We start from the raw sequence: 17408 nt of genomic DNA, 5'->3' as shown, positions 1-17408 counted from the left end.
CATGGAACGTATCCCGATTCTTCAAATGGGCGACTTCCTGCTGGTGACCATTCAGGTCGACATGCATGACCAACTCGCCCTGACCCTGCAGGACGACTTGTCCGAACGCATCAGCAAAACCTCGGCGCGCGGGGTGTTGATCGACATCTCGGCGCTGGACATGGTCGACTCGTTCATCGGCCGGATGATCGGCACGATTTCCGGCCTGTCGAAAATCATGGACGCCGAGACTGTATTGGTCGGTATGCAGCCAGCGGTCGCGATTACCCTGGTTGAACTCGGCATGACCCTGCCCGGCGTCAGCACCGCCCTTAACGTCGAGCGCGGGATGAAACTGCTACGGGAACGAGTATTGCAACAATGACCGTGCGCAGTAGCGGTACTCAACCCATCCATATCGAGCAAGACGTGGTGCTGGCGCGCCAGACTGCGCGCAAGCTGGCCACCGAGTGCGGCATGCGCCTGATCGACTTGACCAAAATGGTCACGGCCGTCAGCGAACTGGCGCGCAACACCATGGTTTACGGCGGTGGCGGCGACATGGACTGGCAAATTCTCGATGAGGATCACAAGGTCGGTCTGCGCCTGACGTTTCGCGATGAAGGCCCGGGCATTGCCGATATCAAACTGGCGATGACCGACGGCTGGACGTCCGGCAGCGGCATGGGGCTGGGCCTGACCGGCGCGAAACGGCTGGTCGAAGAGTTCGAACTCGACACCGAGCCCGGCAAAGGCACGCGCATAACGATCACCCGATGGACATGAATATCGTTGGGTCGCTGACCCAGGTTCTGCCGATCGAAGACAGCAGCCAGATCGGTCATGCCCGCCGCACCGCGCAGCAACTCGCCGAACAGCATGGCTTCGATGAGCGTGATGCCGGGCGTGTCGCTTTGGTCGCCACTGAACTGGCGAGCAATGTGCTCAAACACGCCACCCACGGCGAACTGCATCTACGCGCATTACCTCGGCCCGCCGGTTTCGGCATCGAAATGCTCGCAGTCGATCGTGCGCAGGGTTTTGATCTGCAGGCGTGCCTGGCCGACGGGTTTTCCACCGGCGGCACACAAGGCATCGGCCTCGGCGCGATATCGCGGCTGACCGAGGTATTCGATGTGTATGCCGATGCCCGTGGCGCGGTGTTGTTGGCACGCCTTTACCCGCGCACCGACCGCGAACCGGACATCCGCTATGGCGTCAGTCAGCATTCGTTGCACGACGATCCGGCGTGCGGTGACGTCTGGTACCTGGCGTATGAAGGCGCCAGCATCAGCGTCCTGGTGATCGACGGCCTCGGTCATGGAGAGGAAGCCGAGCGCGCCGGTCGCGCCGGGGCGAAAGCCTTTGCCCTGACGCCGTTTGCCGATCCGGTGATGTTGATGGAAGACATGCACCGCGACATGATCGGCACTCGCGGCGGCGCCGTTGCGTTCACCCAGTTCGACGGCAGGCGCGACAGCCTGACGTTCGCCGGTGTCGGCAACATTGGCGCCAGTCTGATCGCCGCTGACAAATCGCGCGGGCTGGCCTCGCATCCAGGTATCGTCGGCGTGCAATACCGAAAAGCCCGGCCCTTTGACTATGCTCACGTGAACGGACATCTATTGATCATGTACAGCGACGGCTTGCAGTCCCGTTGGAATCTACAAGACTACCCCGGCCTGGTGCACCGCCATCCCGCCGTGATAGCCAGCGTCCTGCACCGCGATTTCAGTCGCGGGCGTGACGATGCAACGGTGCTGGTCGTTGCCCTGGAGGCCGCCCATGGCTGAGTCGCCCATTTTGAGCAGCGCTGAACAGACCGCGCTGATTGCGCAGTTGCAGAGCGAAACTGCGGCCCTGCGCGAAGAACTCGATGAGACCAATCAGGGCGTGCTGGCCCTGTACGCCGAACTCGACATACAGGCCGAAGAGCTGCGCCAGGCTTCGGACTTGAAGAGCCGTTTCCTGTCGTACATGAGCCATGAATTCCGCACGCCACTGGGTTCGATCCTGAGCATCAACAGCCTGCTCGCCGATGAACTCGACGGCCCGCTCAGCCCGGAACAGCACAAGCAGGTGGCGTTCGTCAGCACGGCGGCGCGCGAGCTCAGCGACATGGTCGATGACTTGCTCGATCTGGCCAAGATCGAGGCCGGGCGCATCACCATCTCACCGGCATGGTTCGACATGTTCGACCTGTTTTCCGCGTTGCGCGGGATGTTCCGGCCGATTGTCGATGCGAGCGCCGTCGACCTGATTTTCGAAGAGCCGATCGGCCTGCCGCGTCTGTACACCGACGACAAGAAACTCGCGCAGATCCTGCGTAATTTCATTTCCAACTCGCTGAAGTTCACCACCCGTGGCGAAGTGCGGGTCTCCGCACAGCTTGAAGGTGCGGATAAAGTGCGCTTTGCCGTCAGCGACACAGGAATCGGTATCGCGCCGGAGCTGCATGGCGCATTGTTCGAAGACTTTTCCCAGGTCGACTCGCCGTTGCAGAAACGTCTGCGCGGCACCGGCCTGGGCTTGTCCCTGTGTAAACGCTTTGCCGCCCTGCTCGGTGGTGAAGTCGGGCTGGAAAGCACGCCGGGGGTCGGTTCGACCTTTTTCGTGATCATTCCGCTGGCGATCGCTCTGGAGAACGTCGATGAAACGTGACATCCGCCTGTTGATCGTCGATGACAACGTCGCCACCCGCTACGCCCTGCGCCGTCGTCTGGAACGCCACGACTACCAAGTGCTCGAAGCCGGTACCGGTAGCGAGGGCCTGGCGCTGATCGAGAGCGAGCCGCTCGACGCGCTGATCCTCGACGTCAATCTGCCGGACATGAGCGGTTTCGACATCGTCCGTATCCTCCGTGCTGATATCCGTACCGCCCTGCTGCCAGTGATTCACGTTTCCGCCGCATCGATCCAGACCGGCGACATCATCACCGGTCTGGACGCCGGCGCCGACGCGTACCTGATTCACCCGGTCGACGCCGACGTGCTGCTGGCGACCCTGCGCACCCTGCTGCGCGTGCGCGACACGGAAAACGCCCTGCGCGAGAGCGAGGCGCGCTTCCGGGAGATTTTCGCCAATGTTTCTGCGCCGATTGCGGTGCTCGATGCCAGTCTGAAAGTGCATGAATGCAACCATGCCTTCGCGCAATTGATACTGGACAACAGTGATCCGCAGATCCTCCGGGAATGCTTCGCCGACGAGCAAAGCGCAATCCTCAACGAACTGCGCCTGCGGCTGGTCGATGGCGAGCGCTGGAAAGGCACGCTGAACATGCGCGTGCAGGGCGAGATTCGCGAGACTGAATGGCAGATCTCACCGTATCGCACGCCGGAGCTGAGCCTGGTGTTCGTCGAGGATGTCACCGAACACCGCCACCGTGAGCGCTCGCATCTGGCCCGCCTCGACGACACCACCACGCAACTGGCCAAGGAAACCGCCGAGCGTGTGCGTGCCGAGGCGCAATTGCTGCAAGTGCAGAAGATGGACGCGCTGGGCAAGTTGACGGGCGGCATCGCGCACGACTTCAACAACCTGCTGACCGGGATCATCACCAGCCTAGAACTGATCCAGAAACGCATCGCCGATCAGCGCCTGGACAAAGTGCAGTTCTATACCGAGGCGGCGCTGAATTCGGCCATGAGTGCGGCGTCCCTCACCCATCGTCTGCTGGCGTTTGCCCGCCAGCAGCCGCTGGACACGCGACCGGTGGACATCAACGAACAGGTGCGCTCGCTGGAAGAATTGTTGATGCGCACCATCGGCGAACGCATCACTCTCAAACTCGAGCTGACCAGCAAACCGGCGATTGCGCTGGTTGACCCGGTGCAACTGGAAAGCGCGGTGTTGAACCTGGTGATCAACGCCCGCGATGCGCTGCCTGCGGGCGGCAATATCTGGGTCAATACCTACGCGGCTTACTCGCATGGCGATCCGAATCTGGCCGATGGCGCGTATGTGGCGCTGTCGGTGCGCGATGACGGCACGGGGATTGAACACAGCGTGATCGACAAGGTCTTCGACCCGTTTTTCACCACCAAACCGCTGGGCCAGGGCACTGGCCTGGGTTTGTCGACGATTTATGGTTTTGCCCGGCAGTCCGGCGGCGATGCGCATATTCGCAGCGTCGCGCGACGCGGTACCGAGGTGACCATCATGTTGCCGGCGACCAGCGATCCAACCGGCGCCGACATTCCGGCAGCGGCTATCGATCCGCAAGGCACCGGTGAGCATGTGTTGATTGTCGAGGACATGGCCTCGGTGCGCATGTTCGTCACCGAAGTGCTGGAGGACGCCGGTTATCGCTGCACCCAGGCGGCGGATATCGAAACGGCGCTGGAGCGCTTGCAGAACGATGCGTCGATCAATCTGCTGCTGACCGACGTTGGTCTACCGCGCATGAGCGGGCGCGAATTGGCGGATGTAGCGCGGGGCTGGCGCGAGGGCTTGCCGATCCTGTTCATGACCGGTTACGCGGAAACCGCGATCAATCGCCAGGTGTTTCTCGGCAGCGGCATGGACATGCTGGTCAAACCGTTCCAGATCAGCGAACTGCTCGACAAGGTGCGCCGCACCCTCGACGGTAGCTGAGTAGTTGAGCTCACTGGCTTGACATCAATCAATGTGGGAGCGGGCTTGCTCGCGAATGCGCTGGATCAGTCACTTCAGATATCGACTGAAAAACCGTCTTCGCGAGCAAGCCCGCTCCCACAGGTCATGTGTGTTTATGGGTTCAAGGCACGGGCCAGAAACGGCGCGGTCTTGCTCTTCTTGCTCGCCGCGACTTTCTGCGGTGTGCCGGCCACGACTATCCTGCCACCCTGATCCCCCGCACCCGGACCGATGTCGATCACCCAGTCACTCTGTGCGACCACGCGCATTTCGTGTTCGACGACGATCACCGTATGCCCCGCCGTCACCAGCGTATCCAGCTGTTCGAGCAACCGGTCGACATCGCGCGGATGCAGCCCGGTGGTCGGTTCATCCAGCACATACAGCGTCGCGCCGCGCTGGTTGCGCTGCAACTCGGTGGCCAGTTTGATGCGTTGCGCTTCGCCGCCGGAAAGCTCCGTGGCCGGTTGCCCGAGGCGCAGATAACCCAGGCCGATATCGCGCAGCACCTCCAGCGAGCGACGAATCCCCGCCTGCTCGGCGAACACCGGCACCGCTTCATCGACGGTCAGTTGCAGCACCTGCGCGATGCTCAAGCCGTCCCAGAGGATCGCCAGGGTCTGCGGGTTGTAGCGCGCGCCATGGCAGGTCGGGCATGGCGCATACACGCTGGGCATGAACAACAATTCAACGCTGACGAACCCTTCGCCCTCGCACGTGGCGCAACGACCCTTGGCGACGTTGAAGGAAAACTGCCCGGCGTCATAGCCTGTCGCCCGTGCTTCGGGCGTCGCGGCAAACAGTTTGCGCACGTTATCGAACAACCCGGTGTAAGTCGCCAGATTGGAGCGTGGCGTGCGGCCGATGGGTTTCTGATCGACCTGCACCAGACGCTTGATCGACTCCAGCCCCGCCGTGACCTGGCCGCTGCTGACCTGAGGCGCATCGTCCTCAAGGCTGAGTTCTTCCGGTTCCGCCTCAACGGTCGGACGCCCCAATTGCGCACCGACCAGCTCCAGCAACGCCTGACTGACCAGACTCGACTTGCCCGATCCGGAAACGCCCGTCACCGAGGTGAAACAGCCCAAGGGAAATTCGGCGCTGAGGTTATTCAGGTTATTGCGCGTGATGCCGTCGAGTTTCAGCCACGCCGTCGGTTTACGCGCTGTGCGGTTTTGCCGTGAGGTTTCGGCGAACAGATAGGCGCGGGTCTGCGATGCGTCGATCCCGGCCAGTCCCGCTGGCGGGCCGCTATACAAGACCTGACCGCCCTTCTCGCCCGCCGCCGGGCCGACGTCGATCAACCAGTCGGCACGGCGCATGGTTTCCAGATCATGCTCGACCACGAACAGCGTATTGCCGTCAGCCTTGAGCCGTTGCAACGCCTCGAACAGCGCCTCGCCATCGGCTGGATGCAAACCGGCGGAAGGTTCGTCGAGCACGTAGATTACGCCAAACAGTTGCGAGCCCAATTGCGTGGCCAGCCGCAGCCGTTGCAACTCGCCGGACGACAGCGTCGGCGTGCTGCGCTCCAGCGCCAGATAGCCGAGACCGAGATCGGTCAGCGTGCTGACGCGCTCGAGCAGATCCTCGGCAATGCGCTGCGCCGCCAGACGTTTTTCCAGCGACAGGTTGGGCGTGTGCCGCACGTCCGGGGCACTGGCGTGGCCACTGGCGCCGTGAGCCACGCGCTGCTGGCGGGCTTCGCGGGTTTGCGCGTGGCTCAGGGTTTCACCGCTTTCTTCGGCATGCTCCAGGTAACTTTGCGCCGCTACCGGTTTCAACACTTCAGCCACTTGCAGCAATGGCATCTGCGACAGCTCGCCAATGTCGTAGCCGGCAAACGTCACTGACAACGCTTCGCGCTTCAGGCGCTTGCCATCGCACAACGGGCACGGGCTGCCGAGCATGAACTGCGAGACGCGCTTCTTCATCAGCGCACTTTGCGAATGGCTGAAGGTGTGCAGGATGTAGCGCCGGGCGCCGCTGAAGGTGCCCTGATAGCTCGGCTCCAGCTTGCGCTTGAGCGCCTCGCGGGTTTCTTCCGGGGTCAGCCCGGCATACACCGGCACGGTCGGGGTTTCTTCGGTGAAGAGAATCCAGTCGCGCTGCTTTTTCGGCAGTTTCTTCCACGGGATGTCGACGTCAATGCCCATGGTCACGAGGATGTCGCGCAGGTTCTGGCCCTGCCAGGCCAGCGGCCAGGAGGCGACGGCGCGCTGACGGATGGTCAGGTTCGGATCCGGCACCATCAGCGCTTCGGTGACTTCGTAAACCCGACCCAGGCCATGACATTGCGGGCAGGCGCCTTGTGGCGTGTTCGGCGAAAAATCCTCGGCGTACAGCATCGGCTGCCCCGGCGGGTAACTGCCGGCGCGGGAATAGAGCATGCGGATCAGGCTCGACAAGGTGGTGACGCTGCCTACTGATGAGCGCGTGCTCGGCGTGCCACGCTGTTGTTGCAGGGCCACAGCGGGTGGCAGTCCTTCAATCGAGTCGACATCCGGCACGCCGACCTGATCGATCAGGCGCCTGGCATACGGCGCCACTGATTCGAAATAACGCCTTTGCGCTTCGGCATACAAGGTGGAAAACGCCAGCGAGGATTTGCCCGAACCGGACACCCCGGTGAACACCACCAGCGCATCGCGGGGGATGTCGACGTCGACATTCTTCAGGTTGTGTTCACGCGCGCCACGGACCCGGACCATGCCGGCGGGCGCTTTGGAATTACGCTTGGAAGTCATTGGCGGGCCTTGATCGAAGAACAGAAAAAACGTCTATGACTAATGAGGCCTCATTGATTGCGGAGTTCATTGTGGCGAGGGGATTTATCCCCGTTGGAGTGCGAAGCGCTCCCCTGCATTTTTCCAGTTGAACCGCATTCTCAGGGTTTACGACTGCTGCGCAGCCGAACGGGGATAAATCCCCTCGCCACAGGTAACTCCCTACAGAGCTCGAGTAGGCTCAGGGCTCTGTCCCAGTCAGGCACTGAGCACCACTCGAATCATCTGCAACATCGCCTCTGGGCTGTACGGTTTGCCCAGCAGATGCGTGTCGGGACTCAACTGGTGATTGCGCGAAATGATGTCGCGGGTATGCCCGGAGGTGAACAGCACCGGCACCGGCGGCGTCTGCACTTTGGCCCAGGCAGCCAGATCGGAGCTTTTGATCAGGCCGGGCATGACCACGTCAGTGAAGATCAGATCCACCGCAACGCCTTCCAGCAACATCTGCATCGCCATGTCGCCATTGGCGGCGGTCAACACCTGATAACCCTCTTCGCGCAGCAACTCGACTGCCGAGGCGCGCACCGCGTCGTTGTCCTCGACCACCAGAATGCTTTCGTGGCCGCCGTTCTGCTGCCTCTGCAGGTTGGGCGATTCATCCAGAACCGGGCGCAAACTGCGCGGGAAGTACAACTGCACCCGCGTGCCCTCACCAACCGTGCTGTCGATCTCGACGTGGCCGCCGCTCTGTTTGACGAAGCCGAAAACCATGCTCAAGCCCAGCCCGGTGCCCTGACCGTCGGCCTTGGTGGTGAAGAAGGGTTCGAACACCTGCTCGAGAATCTGTGACGGGATACCACCGCCGGTATCACTGACCGCGACCCGGACAAACTCGCCAGGGACGATGCCTTTGCCGCTGCAAAACTCGCGATCGAGCTGCACGTTGGCGGCGCTGAGACCAATGGTGCCCTCGCCTTGCATGGCGTCGCGGGCGTTGATCGCCAGGTTGAGAATGGCGTTTTCCAGTTGATTGCGGTCAACGTTGATGTGCCACGGCACCGGCGGCAGCTGCACATCGATCTGAATGGTTTCGCCCAGCGCGCGCTGGAGCAATTCGCCGACGCCTTCGAAAATCTGCTGCGGATTGCACACCGCCGGCGACAGCGGTTGCCGACGGGCGAACGCAAGCAGTTGCGAAGACAGCTTGGCGCCACGCTCGACCGCCGCCAGCGAGGCACTGACGCGGCGCTGCACGTTGGCATTTTCCGGCTCATGCCGGGCCAGTAAATGCAGGTTGCCGGCAATCACTTGCAGCAGGTTATTGAAGTCGTGCGCGACGCCTCCGGTGAGACCGCCAATGGCTTCGAGCTTCTGCGACTGGCGCAATTGCTCTTCCGCTGCCAGCCGCGCCTCGACTTCTTCGGCGACGCGCTGTTCGAGGTTGCGGGTAAATCTGAGCAGGGATTCTTCAGCGTTCTTGCGCTCATGGATGTCGATCAGCACGCCGGGAAAACGCAGCGGCTCGCCGTGCTCGTTGAATTCGCAACCGCCGCTGGCCAGCACCCACAGATAACTGCCATCGCTGCGCCGGACGCGGTATTCGGCGTTGTACGGCTCGCCGGTCTGCACCGAATGGGCGACGCGCTCCTGCACCCAGGCGGAGTCGTCGGGATGAATGCGCGACTCGGCGATATCTTGCCGCAGATTGCTCAAGTCCTGGTCGGGCGGATAGGAGAACGTGCGGGCGAAACGCTCGTCGGCCGACAGCGTATTGTTCTTCACGTCCCAGACGAACGAACCGAGCAAAGCCCCGGCATTCAAGGCCAGGCGCACCCGTTCGTTGTCGGCGCGATAAGCATGTTCGGCGGCTTGGCGCAGGCGTTCGGAATGCATGAATTCGGTGGTTTCGACCACCATCGCCATGACCCCGGCGGGCATCCCGTCATCATTCGCCACCGGGCTGTAATACAGATCCATCCAGACGTCTTCAGGCACGCCATCGCGCAGCAGCACCAGCTCTTTATTGCGAAAGGACAACGTGCCGCCGGCCAGACAGGTATCAACCACATGCCGGTTGAACTCGGCGACTTCCGGCCAGCCCAGTTCTACCGGTGAACCGAGCAGATACGGATGCCGACCACCGGCAAATATCGAGTAGGCGTCGTTGTAGATCATGTAGCCGGAGCGACCCCAGAGCATGACCATTGGCAGCGGCGACGCGAGCATCAATTGCACCGCACTGCACAGGCTGGCCGGCCAGCTATTGAGCGGGCCAAGTTCGGTAGGGCTCCAGTCGAACGCACAAATACGCCCGGCCATCTCGCCTTTCCAGCCGTCACAACCGTGGCTATCGGATAAAAACTGCATCGCCTGACTCAGTGTCCTGTGCTGATTGCCCGGTAATTTACGACGCCAATACAACACGACGCCCGTCTGTTTCGAGCGTCTTGCGTCGTATTGGTTTCATATGAGGTATAGCCGATTTCATCCCCGTCCGGGGACTAGACCCCGATCAGGTGCTTGAGCGGATGGTAGCCAGTTTTCATCTTCGCGGCGACGTCGAGAATGGCCTTCTCGATACCGTTCAGGTGCATGCAGGTCAGTTCGATGGCAGCGCTCTGATTGCCGGCCTCGATGTACTCGATCAGGCGTAAATGTTCATCGTCGCGGCAGGCTTCGTGGCTGTCGTCATCCAGCGCGGCGGCATACAGCGAGGCGCGCGAAATCAGTTTCTGGAACCAGTCGAGCAACACCGGATTGTTCAGGCTGCGCGCCAGTTTGATGTGGAACTCGCCGAGCAGATGGATCAGTCGCTCATGGTCACCCGCAGCGTGCGCTTCGTCTTCGAGCAGCAGGTGTTCACGCAGATCCTGCATCGCGGCGGTGTCCTTGCGGCGACACAGTTCGGTGACGATGCCGATCTCGATCAGCCGGCGGGTTTCGAACAGCGAACGAATCTCTTCGTTGCTCGGCAACGACACCGATGCACCTTTATTGGGCTCGGTGGTGACCAGGCCATCGGCCTCCAATTGCTTCAATGCAGCACGCACCGACGTGCGGCTGACATTAAATAATTCGGCCAACGAGGCCTCGCCCAGTTTCATTCCCGGGCGCAACGAACGCTTGCTGATCGCCTCGTAAACCCCTTGGTAGACGCGGTCGACCGTGGTTTCCAGTTTCTTCTCGGTCATTCGAACACTCCTTTGGCGTCAGGCAACCTGCCCCTGGCGATGCACGGCCATGGAAAAAGGGGGTTGCACACGCAGATTAATCCGGGTATTTCTAAATTGCATTCAGATATTGCATACAATAAATAGAGGATTGCACCATTATGGGTCAACCAATAGCAATTGAAGTGCGCAACGTCTCAAAACGCTACTCCGACGATCCTGGCCTTGCGCCGGCCCTCGACAATGTTTCGGTGAACATCGCCGACAATGAATTCTTCACCCTGCTCGGCCCCTCGGGCTGCGGCAAAACCACCTTGCTGCGGACCATCGCCGGCTTCGAACACGTCAGTGAAGGCGAGATTCGCCTGGCCGGCGAACCAGTCAACGATCTGCCGCCGTTCAAGCGTCGGGTCAACACGGTGTTCCAGAGTTACGCGCTGTTTCCGCACATGAGTGTTGCGCAGAATATCGCCTTCGGGCTCGAGATGCAGGGTCTTGATCGCAAGTTGATCCCCGAGCGCGTCATCGAGATGCTCGCGCTGGTGCAAATGGAGCACCTGGCCGCGCGCAAACCGGCCGAACTATCGGGTGGCCAACAACAGCGCGTAGCTCTGGCTCGGGCCTTGGCGCCGAAACCGAAAGTGCTGTTGCTCGACGAACCGCTGTCAGCACTCGACTTGAAGCTGCGCAAGGAAATGCAGGTCGAACTCAAGCGTGTGCAGAAAGAAGCCGGAATCACGTTTATCTTCGTCACCCATGATCAGGAAGAAGCGCTGACCCTGTCCGACCGCATCGCCGTGATGTCGGCCGGCAAAATCCTGCAGATCGGTACGCCGACCGACATCTATGAACAGCCGAAACACCGCTTTGTCGCGCAGTTCATCGGCGACATCAACTTCCTCCCCGGCCAGCTCAAGCACGGCGAACACAACGAAAAACTCTTCGTGCCAAACGGCATGCCGATCGAAATCCCGTGTCAGCAACAGAGCTTTACCGGCAGCAGCGTGCAACTGGCGTTTCGCCCGGAACGTTCGCAACTGGTCGACGCCAGCCAGCCGCATCATCTGCGCGGGGTCATCGAAGCGGTGCTCTACGTCGGCACCGCGACGCTGTACCAGTGCCGGTTGAACAACGACATCAAGGTCATGCTGCGCGAAAACAACGAAGGCCTGAACCGTGGTCGCGCCGTCGGTGAACGCGTCGCCGTGCACCTGCCACCGCACGCCTGCCTGTTGATGGAGGCCTGAGATGAGCGTCAGCAGCACTTCCCCCGCTCTCAACCGCGCGCTGTTGCTCAGCCCGGTGGTGTTGACCCTGCTCGCCCTGATCGCCATTCCGTTGGGGATCATGGGCTACATCAGCTTGCTGCCGCGCAACACCTATGGCGGCGTCGACTGGCAAGCGCAATGGCAATTGCAGAGTTACGTGCAGCTGTTTTTCCAGGAAGGTTTCGATGGCGAACTGGAGCTGAATTGGGTCTACGCCCAGGCGCTGTTGCGCTCGGTGCTACAGGCCGGCGGCACCACCGTGCTGTGCTTTCTGCTCGGTTTTCCGGTGGCGTTGTGGATGTCGAGCCTGACCCCGCGCCGGCGCAACCTGATGGTCTTGCTCATCACCATTCCGTTCTGGACCAACCTGCTGATCCGCAACTACGCGTGGCTGATCATCCTGCGCGAACACGGCTGGGTCGCGCAAAGCCTCAACGCACTGTTCCCGAGTGCCGGCGGCATCACCCTGCTCTACAACGATTTTGCGGTAAGTGTCGGTCTGGTCTACAGCTTCCTGCCGTTCATGATTCTGCCGATCTATTCGACGCTGGAGAAACTCGACTGGCGTCTGGTCGAAGCCGCTTACGACCTCGGCGCCAATCGCTGGCACGCGTTGCGGCGGATCATCCTGCCGCTGTCGATGCCCGGCGTAATTGCTGGCGCGTTGCTGGTGTTTGTGCCGAGCCTCGGCGCCTTCATTACCCCGGCGATTCTCGGCGGCGGCAAGACGCTGATGATCGGCAACCTGATTCAGCAACAGTTCGGCACGGCGCGTAACTGGCCGCTGGGCAGTTCGCTGTCGTTCCTGTTGCTGGCGATTCTGCTGGTGTCGCTGGTGCTTTACGCGCTGTACAGCCGCCGTGCGGCGAAGACTATTCATCGGGGGGCGAAAGCATGATTTCCCTGCACCTGAAAAAACTCCCGGCAACCCGCGAAATCAGCCTGCTGATCCTCGCTTATCTGTACCTGCCGATTTTCGTGTTAATCGCCTACAGCTTCAACGCCAACCGTTCGGCGACGGTGTGGACCGAGTTCTCGTTTGCCTGGTACGGGCGGATTCTGGCCAATCCGTCGATCCAGACGGCGGCGCTGAATTCGATCATCGTCGCGACCCTCGCCACGGTCTGCGCCACAGCGATTGCACTGCTCGCGGCGCTGGCCACTTACCGGCCGTTCTACGGGCAGAAAATGGTCGAGGGCGGGATCAACCTGCCGCTGATCCTGCCGGAGATCGTCACCGCTGTGGCGACCTTGCTGCTGTTCATGGCGCTGGGCATCAAGCTCGGCTTGCTCACGGTGATCGTCGCGCACATCGGCTTCTGCATTCCTTTCGCTTACCTGCCGATTCGTGCGCGCCTCAACGATCTCGACAAGAGCCTGCTGGAAGCGGCGAACGATCTGTACGCCAATCCATGGCAGATATTCCGCCGCGTGACCTTGCCGCTGTTGTGGCCGGCGGTGCTGTCCGGTGCAGTGCTGGCGTTCGTGGTCAGTCTCGACGATTTCATCATGACCTTCTTCGTCGCCGGCCCCGGTTCGACGACGTTGCCGGTGTACATCTTCTCGGCGATCAAGGCTGGCGTGACCCCGGAGATCAACGCGATCTCGACGCTGATGCTGGTGATTTCGATTGTCCTGGTGGTGCTGGCCTTCTGGCTGGGCCAACGCGGTAAACAACCATAAATCTGGAGCGCTCTCATGAAAGTCAAAAGCATGCGTTTGGCAGTATCCGGTCTGGCCCTGAGTTGTTTCACCGCGTTCGGCGCTTACGCCGCCGAGCAGAAAGAGCTGTTTTTCTACAACTGGACCGACTACTACCCGGTCGATCTGCTGGCCAAGTTCGAGAAGGAAACCGGGATCAAGGTGACCATGGACGGCTACGACAGCAACGAAACCCTGCTCGCCAAATTGCAGGCCGGCGGCGCCGCGTATGACGTGATCGTGCCGTCGCAATCGATCATGCAGACGCTGATCAAGCAGGACTTGCTGATGGAAATCGACACGCCGACCCTGAGCAATTTCCAGTACGTGAAGGGACCGTTCCGTGATCCGAGCTTCGACCCTGGGCGTAAGTTTTCGGCGCCGTATCTGTGGGGCACCACCGGGTTTTCCTACGACAGCGCGCGGGTGCCGGGCGGCAAACTGGATGACTCGTGGAAGGAGTTCTTCGAACCGCGCAAGGAGCTGCAAGGCCAGCTCGCCGCGCTGGATACGTCGAGCAGCGTGATCAACGCCGCCAGCCATTACCTGAACGTCGACGAATGCAGCGAAAACCCGCAGGACGCCAAGCGCATTCTGGAGTTGCTGCAAAAGCAGAAGCCGTTTTTGAAGATGTACAGCTCCGACAACACCGTCGACCGCATGGCCTCGGGCGAGGTGATCATGATGCAGAACTGGAACGGCTCGACGGCGCGGGCGACGTTGCAGAAGAGCACGATCAAGTATGTCTATCCGCGTGAAGGCCTGGCGATGTTCCAGGACAACTTTGCCGTGCCGAAAAGCGCGCCGCACCCGGGTAACGCGAAGATTTTTATCGACTGGATGATGAAGCCGGAGAACGCCGCAGCGGTGTCCAACGCGATTGCTTACGCCAACGGGATTCAGAGCGATTCGTTGCTTGATCCGAAGTGGAAAGTGATGGACGCAATCAACATGCCCGACGAATACGCCTCGCGTTTGCGGCCTGAGAAGGAGTGCAGCAACAAGGCGCGGGAGCTGCAGGATCGCATTTGGTCGAAGCTCAAGGGTTGATCCGAGACCGAGGCGCGGCCTTCGCGAGCAAGCCCGCTCCCACAGGGGATTTTGATTGCCAACAATTTTGAGTTCAACACTGAGCCCATGTGGGAGCGGGCCGCTCGCGAAGGCGCCCGCTCCCACATTTTGGAATGCGTCTCCCTGTGGGAGCGGGCTTGCTCGCGAAGGGACCCGCCCGGACACCCTGAACCTGAGGTAAAGAAATGACCCAGCCACACTGGCTCCGCAACGTGCGCCCCTACGGCGCCGCCGCCGAAGATCTGCTGATCGAAAACGGTCGGTTCACTCAACGCCGACCCGCTACCAACACGCCGCTGGCCGCCAGCGATATCGATGGCCAACATCAACTGCTTACCGCAACCTTGGTCGAAAGCCACGTCCACCTCGACAAAACCCTCTACGGCCAACCCTGGCGCCCCAACAGCGCCGGGCCGACGCTCAAGGACTACATCAGCAACGAACGGCGCATCCTCCGTGAAGTCAACGCCCCCATCGCCGAACGCGCCGGCGCCCTGCTGGAAAACTGCATCGCCCGAGGCTCGCTGACCCTGCGTTGCCACGTCGACATCGACCCGGAATTCGGTCTGCGTCACGTCGAAGCCATGCAACTACTGCGCGAACGCTACAAAGACCTGATCGACCTGCAACTGGTGGTCTTCCCGCAAACCGGCCTGATCAGCCGCCCCGGGACCGCCGAATTGATGCGCGAGGCGATGACGCTGGGCGTGGAAAACGTCGGCGGGCTCGACCCGTGCGGCATCGACAACGACCCGATCGCGCAGCTGGATTTCGTCTTCAAACTCGCGGCGGAATTCGGCCGTGGCGTTGATATTCATCTGCACGACAAAGGTGAACTGGGCCTGTGGCAGATCGCGCTGATCGCCGACTACACCGAGCGTTTCAGCCTGCAAAACCGGGTAATGATCAGCCACGCCTACTGCCTCGGCATGTTGCCGTGGAGCCAGGTCAAACCGGTCGCCGAACGTTTGGCGGCGTTGGGCATTTCGCTGATGAGTTCAGCGCCGGCCGACACAGCGGTGCCACCGTTTCTGGCATTGCGCGAAACTGGCGTGAATGTCTGCCTGGGTTCCGACGGCATTCGTGACGCGTGGTCGCCGATGGGCAATGGCGACATGCTTGAACGGGCGATGCTGCTGGCGTTCCGCTTTGATCTGGGCAAGGACGATGAACTCGCGGCGGCGTTTGACGCAGCCACGGTGAATGGTGCGCGGGCGCTGGGTATTGAGAATTACGGATTCGCACTCGGCCAGCGTGCAGACTTCTTGCTGATGCCGGTCGAAACCCTTGGCGAAGCCGTCGTCGCGCGGCCATTGCGGCAGGTCTATCGCGCAGGTGTTTTGATCGCCGAAGGTGGCCGCTTGCTGAGCAGCCGTCTGTGAAACGCATCGGTCTGCGCGCCAGCTGCGTAGTCGGCTTCGACGGCACGCAACATGTGCTGTGGCGCGACGGCGAAGTGGTATTTGCCGGGTCGCGCATCGAGTTCGTCGGACGCGGTTACACCGGGCCGGTGGATCAGTGGATCGACTACGGCAACGCGTTGATCGGTCCCGGTTTCATCGACCTCGATGCACTCGGCGATCTCGACTCCACGGTGCTGACGCTGGATAACGGCGACGAACGCGCCATGGGCCGCATGTGGTCTGCCGAGTACCTGGCGGCCGGCCCGCGCGAGACTTACAGCACCGAAGAAGAAATCTTCAAATACCGCTACGCCTTCACTCAGTTGATCCGCAACGGCATCACCACGGCAATGCCGATCACCTCAATGTATTACCGCGAGTGGGCGCAAACCTACGACGAATTTGCCGCCGTTGCCGAGGTGGCCGCCGAGCTCGGTTTACGCAGCTACCTCGGCCCCTGCTACATGAGCGGCATGAGTTACTGGCGCGCCGACGGCAGCCTCGGCCATCACTGGAACGAGGCTCGCGGGCTGGCCGGACTGGATGCGGCTGAACGCTTTTTCAAGGATTTCGACGGCGCACACCACGGCTTGATTCGCGGCGCACTGTTGCCTGATCGCATCCAGACCTGCACCCCGGCGCTGCTGCAACGCACCTCGGCGCTGAGCCGCGAACTGAACGCGCCGATGCGTCTGCATTGCTGCCAGGCACTCAGCGAAGTGGCGATGGTCGAGCAGTTGCGCGGGACTTCGCCGCTGGGCTGGTTGCAGCAACTGGATTTGCTCACCCCGCGCAGCTTGCTGCCGCACGGCATCTACACCACTGGCGATGATGACTTGCAGCGGGTGATCGACGGCGGCGCGAGCCTGGTGCATTGCCCGTTGGTGTTCGCCCGCGATGGCGAGGCGCTGAATTCATTTGGTCGCTACCGCGCCAAGGGCATCAACTTTGCCTTGGGCACCGACACCTGGCCGGCGGACTTGCTGGAAAACATGCGCCACGGCTTGAACATTGCGCGGTTGATGGAGGGCGGATCTGCGCTGACCAGCAGCCTCGATCTGTACAACGCCGCCACCCTCGGCGGTGCGCGGGCGCTGGGGCGTGATGACCTCGGCCGCCTGGCCCCCGGCGCCAAAGCCGACATCACCGTGTTCAGCTTGCGCGGCCTGCATCTGGGGCCGCTGTTCGATCCTTTGAAAAACCTGCTGCTGGCCGGGCGCGGCGACGATTGCATCGCCAGTTACATCGACGGTCGCTGCGTGATGCACGACGGTCAGGTCAGTGGCGTCGACTACCCCGCCCTGCAACGCCAGGCACAACGCCAATACGAAAAACTGATGCGCAGCCACAGCGAACGAGCCTTTGCCCGACCGGACTGGAAAAGCCTGTTCCAGCCGGCCATTCCGTTCGCCGACGACTACAGCGCCGAAGCGCCGTTGAGCGCGATTGATCCACTTTCCTAGAGAGTTCTG

14 protein-coding genes are annotated in these 17408 nt (G+C 61.4%); 11 read left to right on the top strand and 3 right to left on the bottom strand.

What is annotated here, in order from left to right; genetic code table 11:
• Position 1: 1 nt before the first annotated feature.
• From C2E19_RS13990 to C2E19_RS13970, 5 genes are read left to right on the top strand one after another with little or no spacing between them, the layout of a single operon-like run.
• Positions 2–364, top strand: a complete 363-nt coding sequence (locus C2E19_RS13990) for an STAS domain-containing protein (RefSeq protein ID WP_034155679.1) — start codon at positions 2–4, stop codon at positions 362–364.
• Positions 361–765, top strand: coding sequence for an anti-sigma regulatory factor (locus C2E19_RS13985; RefSeq protein WP_003225570.1), 405 nt, complete (start codon positions 361–363; stop codon positions 763–765). Before C2E19_RS13990 ends, C2E19_RS13985 begins: the two co-directional genes overlap by 4 nt.
• Positions 762–1772 carry an ATP-binding protein gene (locus C2E19_RS13980; protein ID WP_129396118.1) on the top strand — a complete coding sequence of 337 codons (1011 nt, stop codon included), beginning with the start codon at positions 762–764 and terminating at the stop codon, positions 1770–1772. The genes C2E19_RS13985 and C2E19_RS13980 overlap by 4 nt, the downstream gene beginning before the upstream one ends.
• Positions 1765–2640, top strand: coding sequence for a sensor histidine kinase KdpD (locus C2E19_RS13975; RefSeq protein ID WP_129393183.1), 876 nt, complete (start codon positions 1765–1767; stop codon positions 2638–2640). The genes C2E19_RS13980 and C2E19_RS13975 overlap by 8 nt, the downstream gene beginning before the upstream one ends.
• The gene (locus tag C2E19_RS13970) at positions 2630–4573 is read left to right on the top strand and encodes a response regulator (protein ID WP_129393180.1); all 1944 of its coding nucleotides are present in this window, start codon (positions 2630–2632) and stop codon (positions 4571–4573) included. Before C2E19_RS13975 ends, C2E19_RS13970 begins: the two co-directional genes overlap by 11 nt.
• 134 nt (positions 4574–4707) lie before the next feature.
• On the opposite strand, the gene C2E19_RS13965 is transcribed toward C2E19_RS13970, so the two are convergent.
• From C2E19_RS13965 to C2E19_RS13955, 3 genes are all read right to left on the bottom strand, one after another.
• Positions 4708–7341 (bottom strand): excinuclease ABC subunit UvrA, encoded by a 2634-nt coding sequence (locus C2E19_RS13965; protein ID WP_129393177.1) that lies wholly within the window; start codon positions 7339–7341, stop codon positions 4708–4710.
• A 237-nt stretch (positions 7342–7578) separates the two neighbouring features.
• Positions 7579–9690 carry a PAS domain-containing sensor histidine kinase gene (locus C2E19_RS13960; RefSeq protein ID WP_129393174.1) on the bottom strand — a complete coding sequence of 704 codons (2112 nt, stop codon included), beginning with the start codon at positions 9688–9690 and terminating at the stop codon, positions 7579–7581.
• Positions 9691–9824: 134 nt separating this feature from the next.
• Positions 9825–10514, bottom strand: coding sequence for a GntR family transcriptional regulator (locus C2E19_RS13955; protein WP_007969663.1), 690 nt, complete (start codon positions 10512–10514; stop codon positions 9825–9827).
• 140 nt (positions 10515–10654) lie between these two features.
• Here C2E19_RS13955 and C2E19_RS13950 point away from each other — a divergent pair, with 140 nt between their 5' ends.
• The 6 genes from C2E19_RS13950 to C2E19_RS13925 all read left to right on the top strand — a co-directional run bounded on the left by C2E19_RS13950 (position 10655) and on the right by C2E19_RS13925 (position 17399).
• Positions 10655–11740, top strand: a complete 1086-nt coding sequence (locus C2E19_RS13950; protein ID WP_129393171.1) for an ABC transporter ATP-binding protein — start codon at positions 10655–10657, stop codon at positions 11738–11740.
• A gap of 1 nt (position 11741) precedes the next feature.
• Positions 11742–12659, top strand: coding sequence for an ABC transporter permease (locus C2E19_RS13945; protein ID WP_129393168.1), 918 nt, complete (start codon positions 11742–11744; stop codon positions 12657–12659).
• Entirely contained in the window at positions 12656–13444 is a 789-nt protein-coding gene (locus tag C2E19_RS13940) for an ABC transporter permease (protein ID WP_129393165.1), read from the top strand. Before C2E19_RS13945 ends, C2E19_RS13940 begins: the two co-directional genes overlap by 4 nt.
• Before the next feature lie 15 nt (positions 13445–13459).
• The gene (locus C2E19_RS13935; protein ID WP_129393161.1) at positions 13460–14512 is read left to right on the top strand and encodes an extracellular solute-binding protein; all 1053 of its coding nucleotides are present in this window, start codon (positions 13460–13462) and stop codon (positions 14510–14512) included.
• Positions 14513–14718: 206 nt separating this feature from the next.
• Positions 14719–15915 carry an amidohydrolase family protein gene (locus tag C2E19_RS13930; RefSeq protein ID WP_129393157.1) on the top strand — a complete coding sequence of 399 codons (1197 nt, stop codon included), beginning with the start codon at positions 14719–14721 and terminating at the stop codon, positions 15913–15915.
• Positions 15912–17399, top strand: a complete 1488-nt coding sequence (locus tag C2E19_RS13925) for an amidohydrolase family protein (RefSeq protein WP_129393155.1) — start codon at positions 15912–15914, stop codon at positions 17397–17399. Before C2E19_RS13930 ends, C2E19_RS13925 begins: the two co-directional genes overlap by 4 nt.
• Positions 17400–17408: the final 9 nt, after the last annotated feature.

It is taken from the genome of Pseudomonas sp. DTU12.3, from assembly GCF_004124275.1.
Taxonomy (GTDB): Bacteria; Pseudomonadota; Gammaproteobacteria; order Pseudomonadales; family Pseudomonadaceae; genus Aquipseudomonas; species Aquipseudomonas helmanticensis.
The sequence above is the reverse complement of the archived record's forward strand: the minus strand, read 5'-3'. Positions and strand labels throughout refer to the sequence as shown.

Coding starts and splice junctions, on each gene's coding strand:
- C2E19_RS13990 (WP_034155679.1), top strand. CDS start 2: ATGGAACGTATCCCGATTCTTCAAATGGGCGACTTCCTGCTGGTGACC.
- C2E19_RS13985 (WP_003225570.1), top strand. CDS start 361: ATGACCGTGCGCAGTAGCGGTACTCAACCCATCCATATCGAGCAAGAC.
- C2E19_RS13980 (WP_129396118.1), top strand. CDS start 762: ATGAATATCGTTGGGTCGCTGACCCAGGTTCTGCCGATCGAAGACAGC.
- C2E19_RS13975 (WP_129393183.1), top strand. CDS start 1,765: ATGGCTGAGTCGCCCATTTTGAGCAGCGCTGAACAGACCGCGCTGATT.
- C2E19_RS13970 (WP_129393180.1), top strand. CDS start 2,630: ATGAAACGTGACATCCGCCTGTTGATCGTCGATGACAACGTCGCCACC.
- C2E19_RS13965 (WP_129393177.1), bottom strand. CDS start 7,341: ATGACTTCCAAGCGTAATTCCAAAGCGCCCGCCGGCATGGTCCGGGTC.
- C2E19_RS13960 (WP_129393174.1), bottom strand. CDS start 9,690: ATGCAGTTTTTATCCGATAGCCACGGTTGTGACGGCTGGAAAGGCGAG.
- C2E19_RS13955 (WP_007969663.1), bottom strand. CDS start 10,514: ATGACCGAGAAGAAACTGGAAACCACGGTCGACCGCGTCTACCAAGGG.
- C2E19_RS13950 (WP_129393171.1), top strand. CDS start 10,655: ATGGGTCAACCAATAGCAATTGAAGTGCGCAACGTCTCAAAACGCTAC.
- C2E19_RS13945 (WP_129393168.1), top strand. CDS start 11,742: ATGAGCGTCAGCAGCACTTCCCCCGCTCTCAACCGCGCGCTGTTGCTC.
- C2E19_RS13940 (WP_129393165.1), top strand. CDS start 12,656: ATGATTTCCCTGCACCTGAAAAAACTCCCGGCAACCCGCGAAATCAGC.
- C2E19_RS13935 (WP_129393161.1), top strand. CDS start 13,460: ATGAAAGTCAAAAGCATGCGTTTGGCAGTATCCGGTCTGGCCCTGAGT.
- C2E19_RS13930 (WP_129393157.1), top strand. CDS start 14,719: ATGACCCAGCCACACTGGCTCCGCAACGTGCGCCCCTACGGCGCCGCC.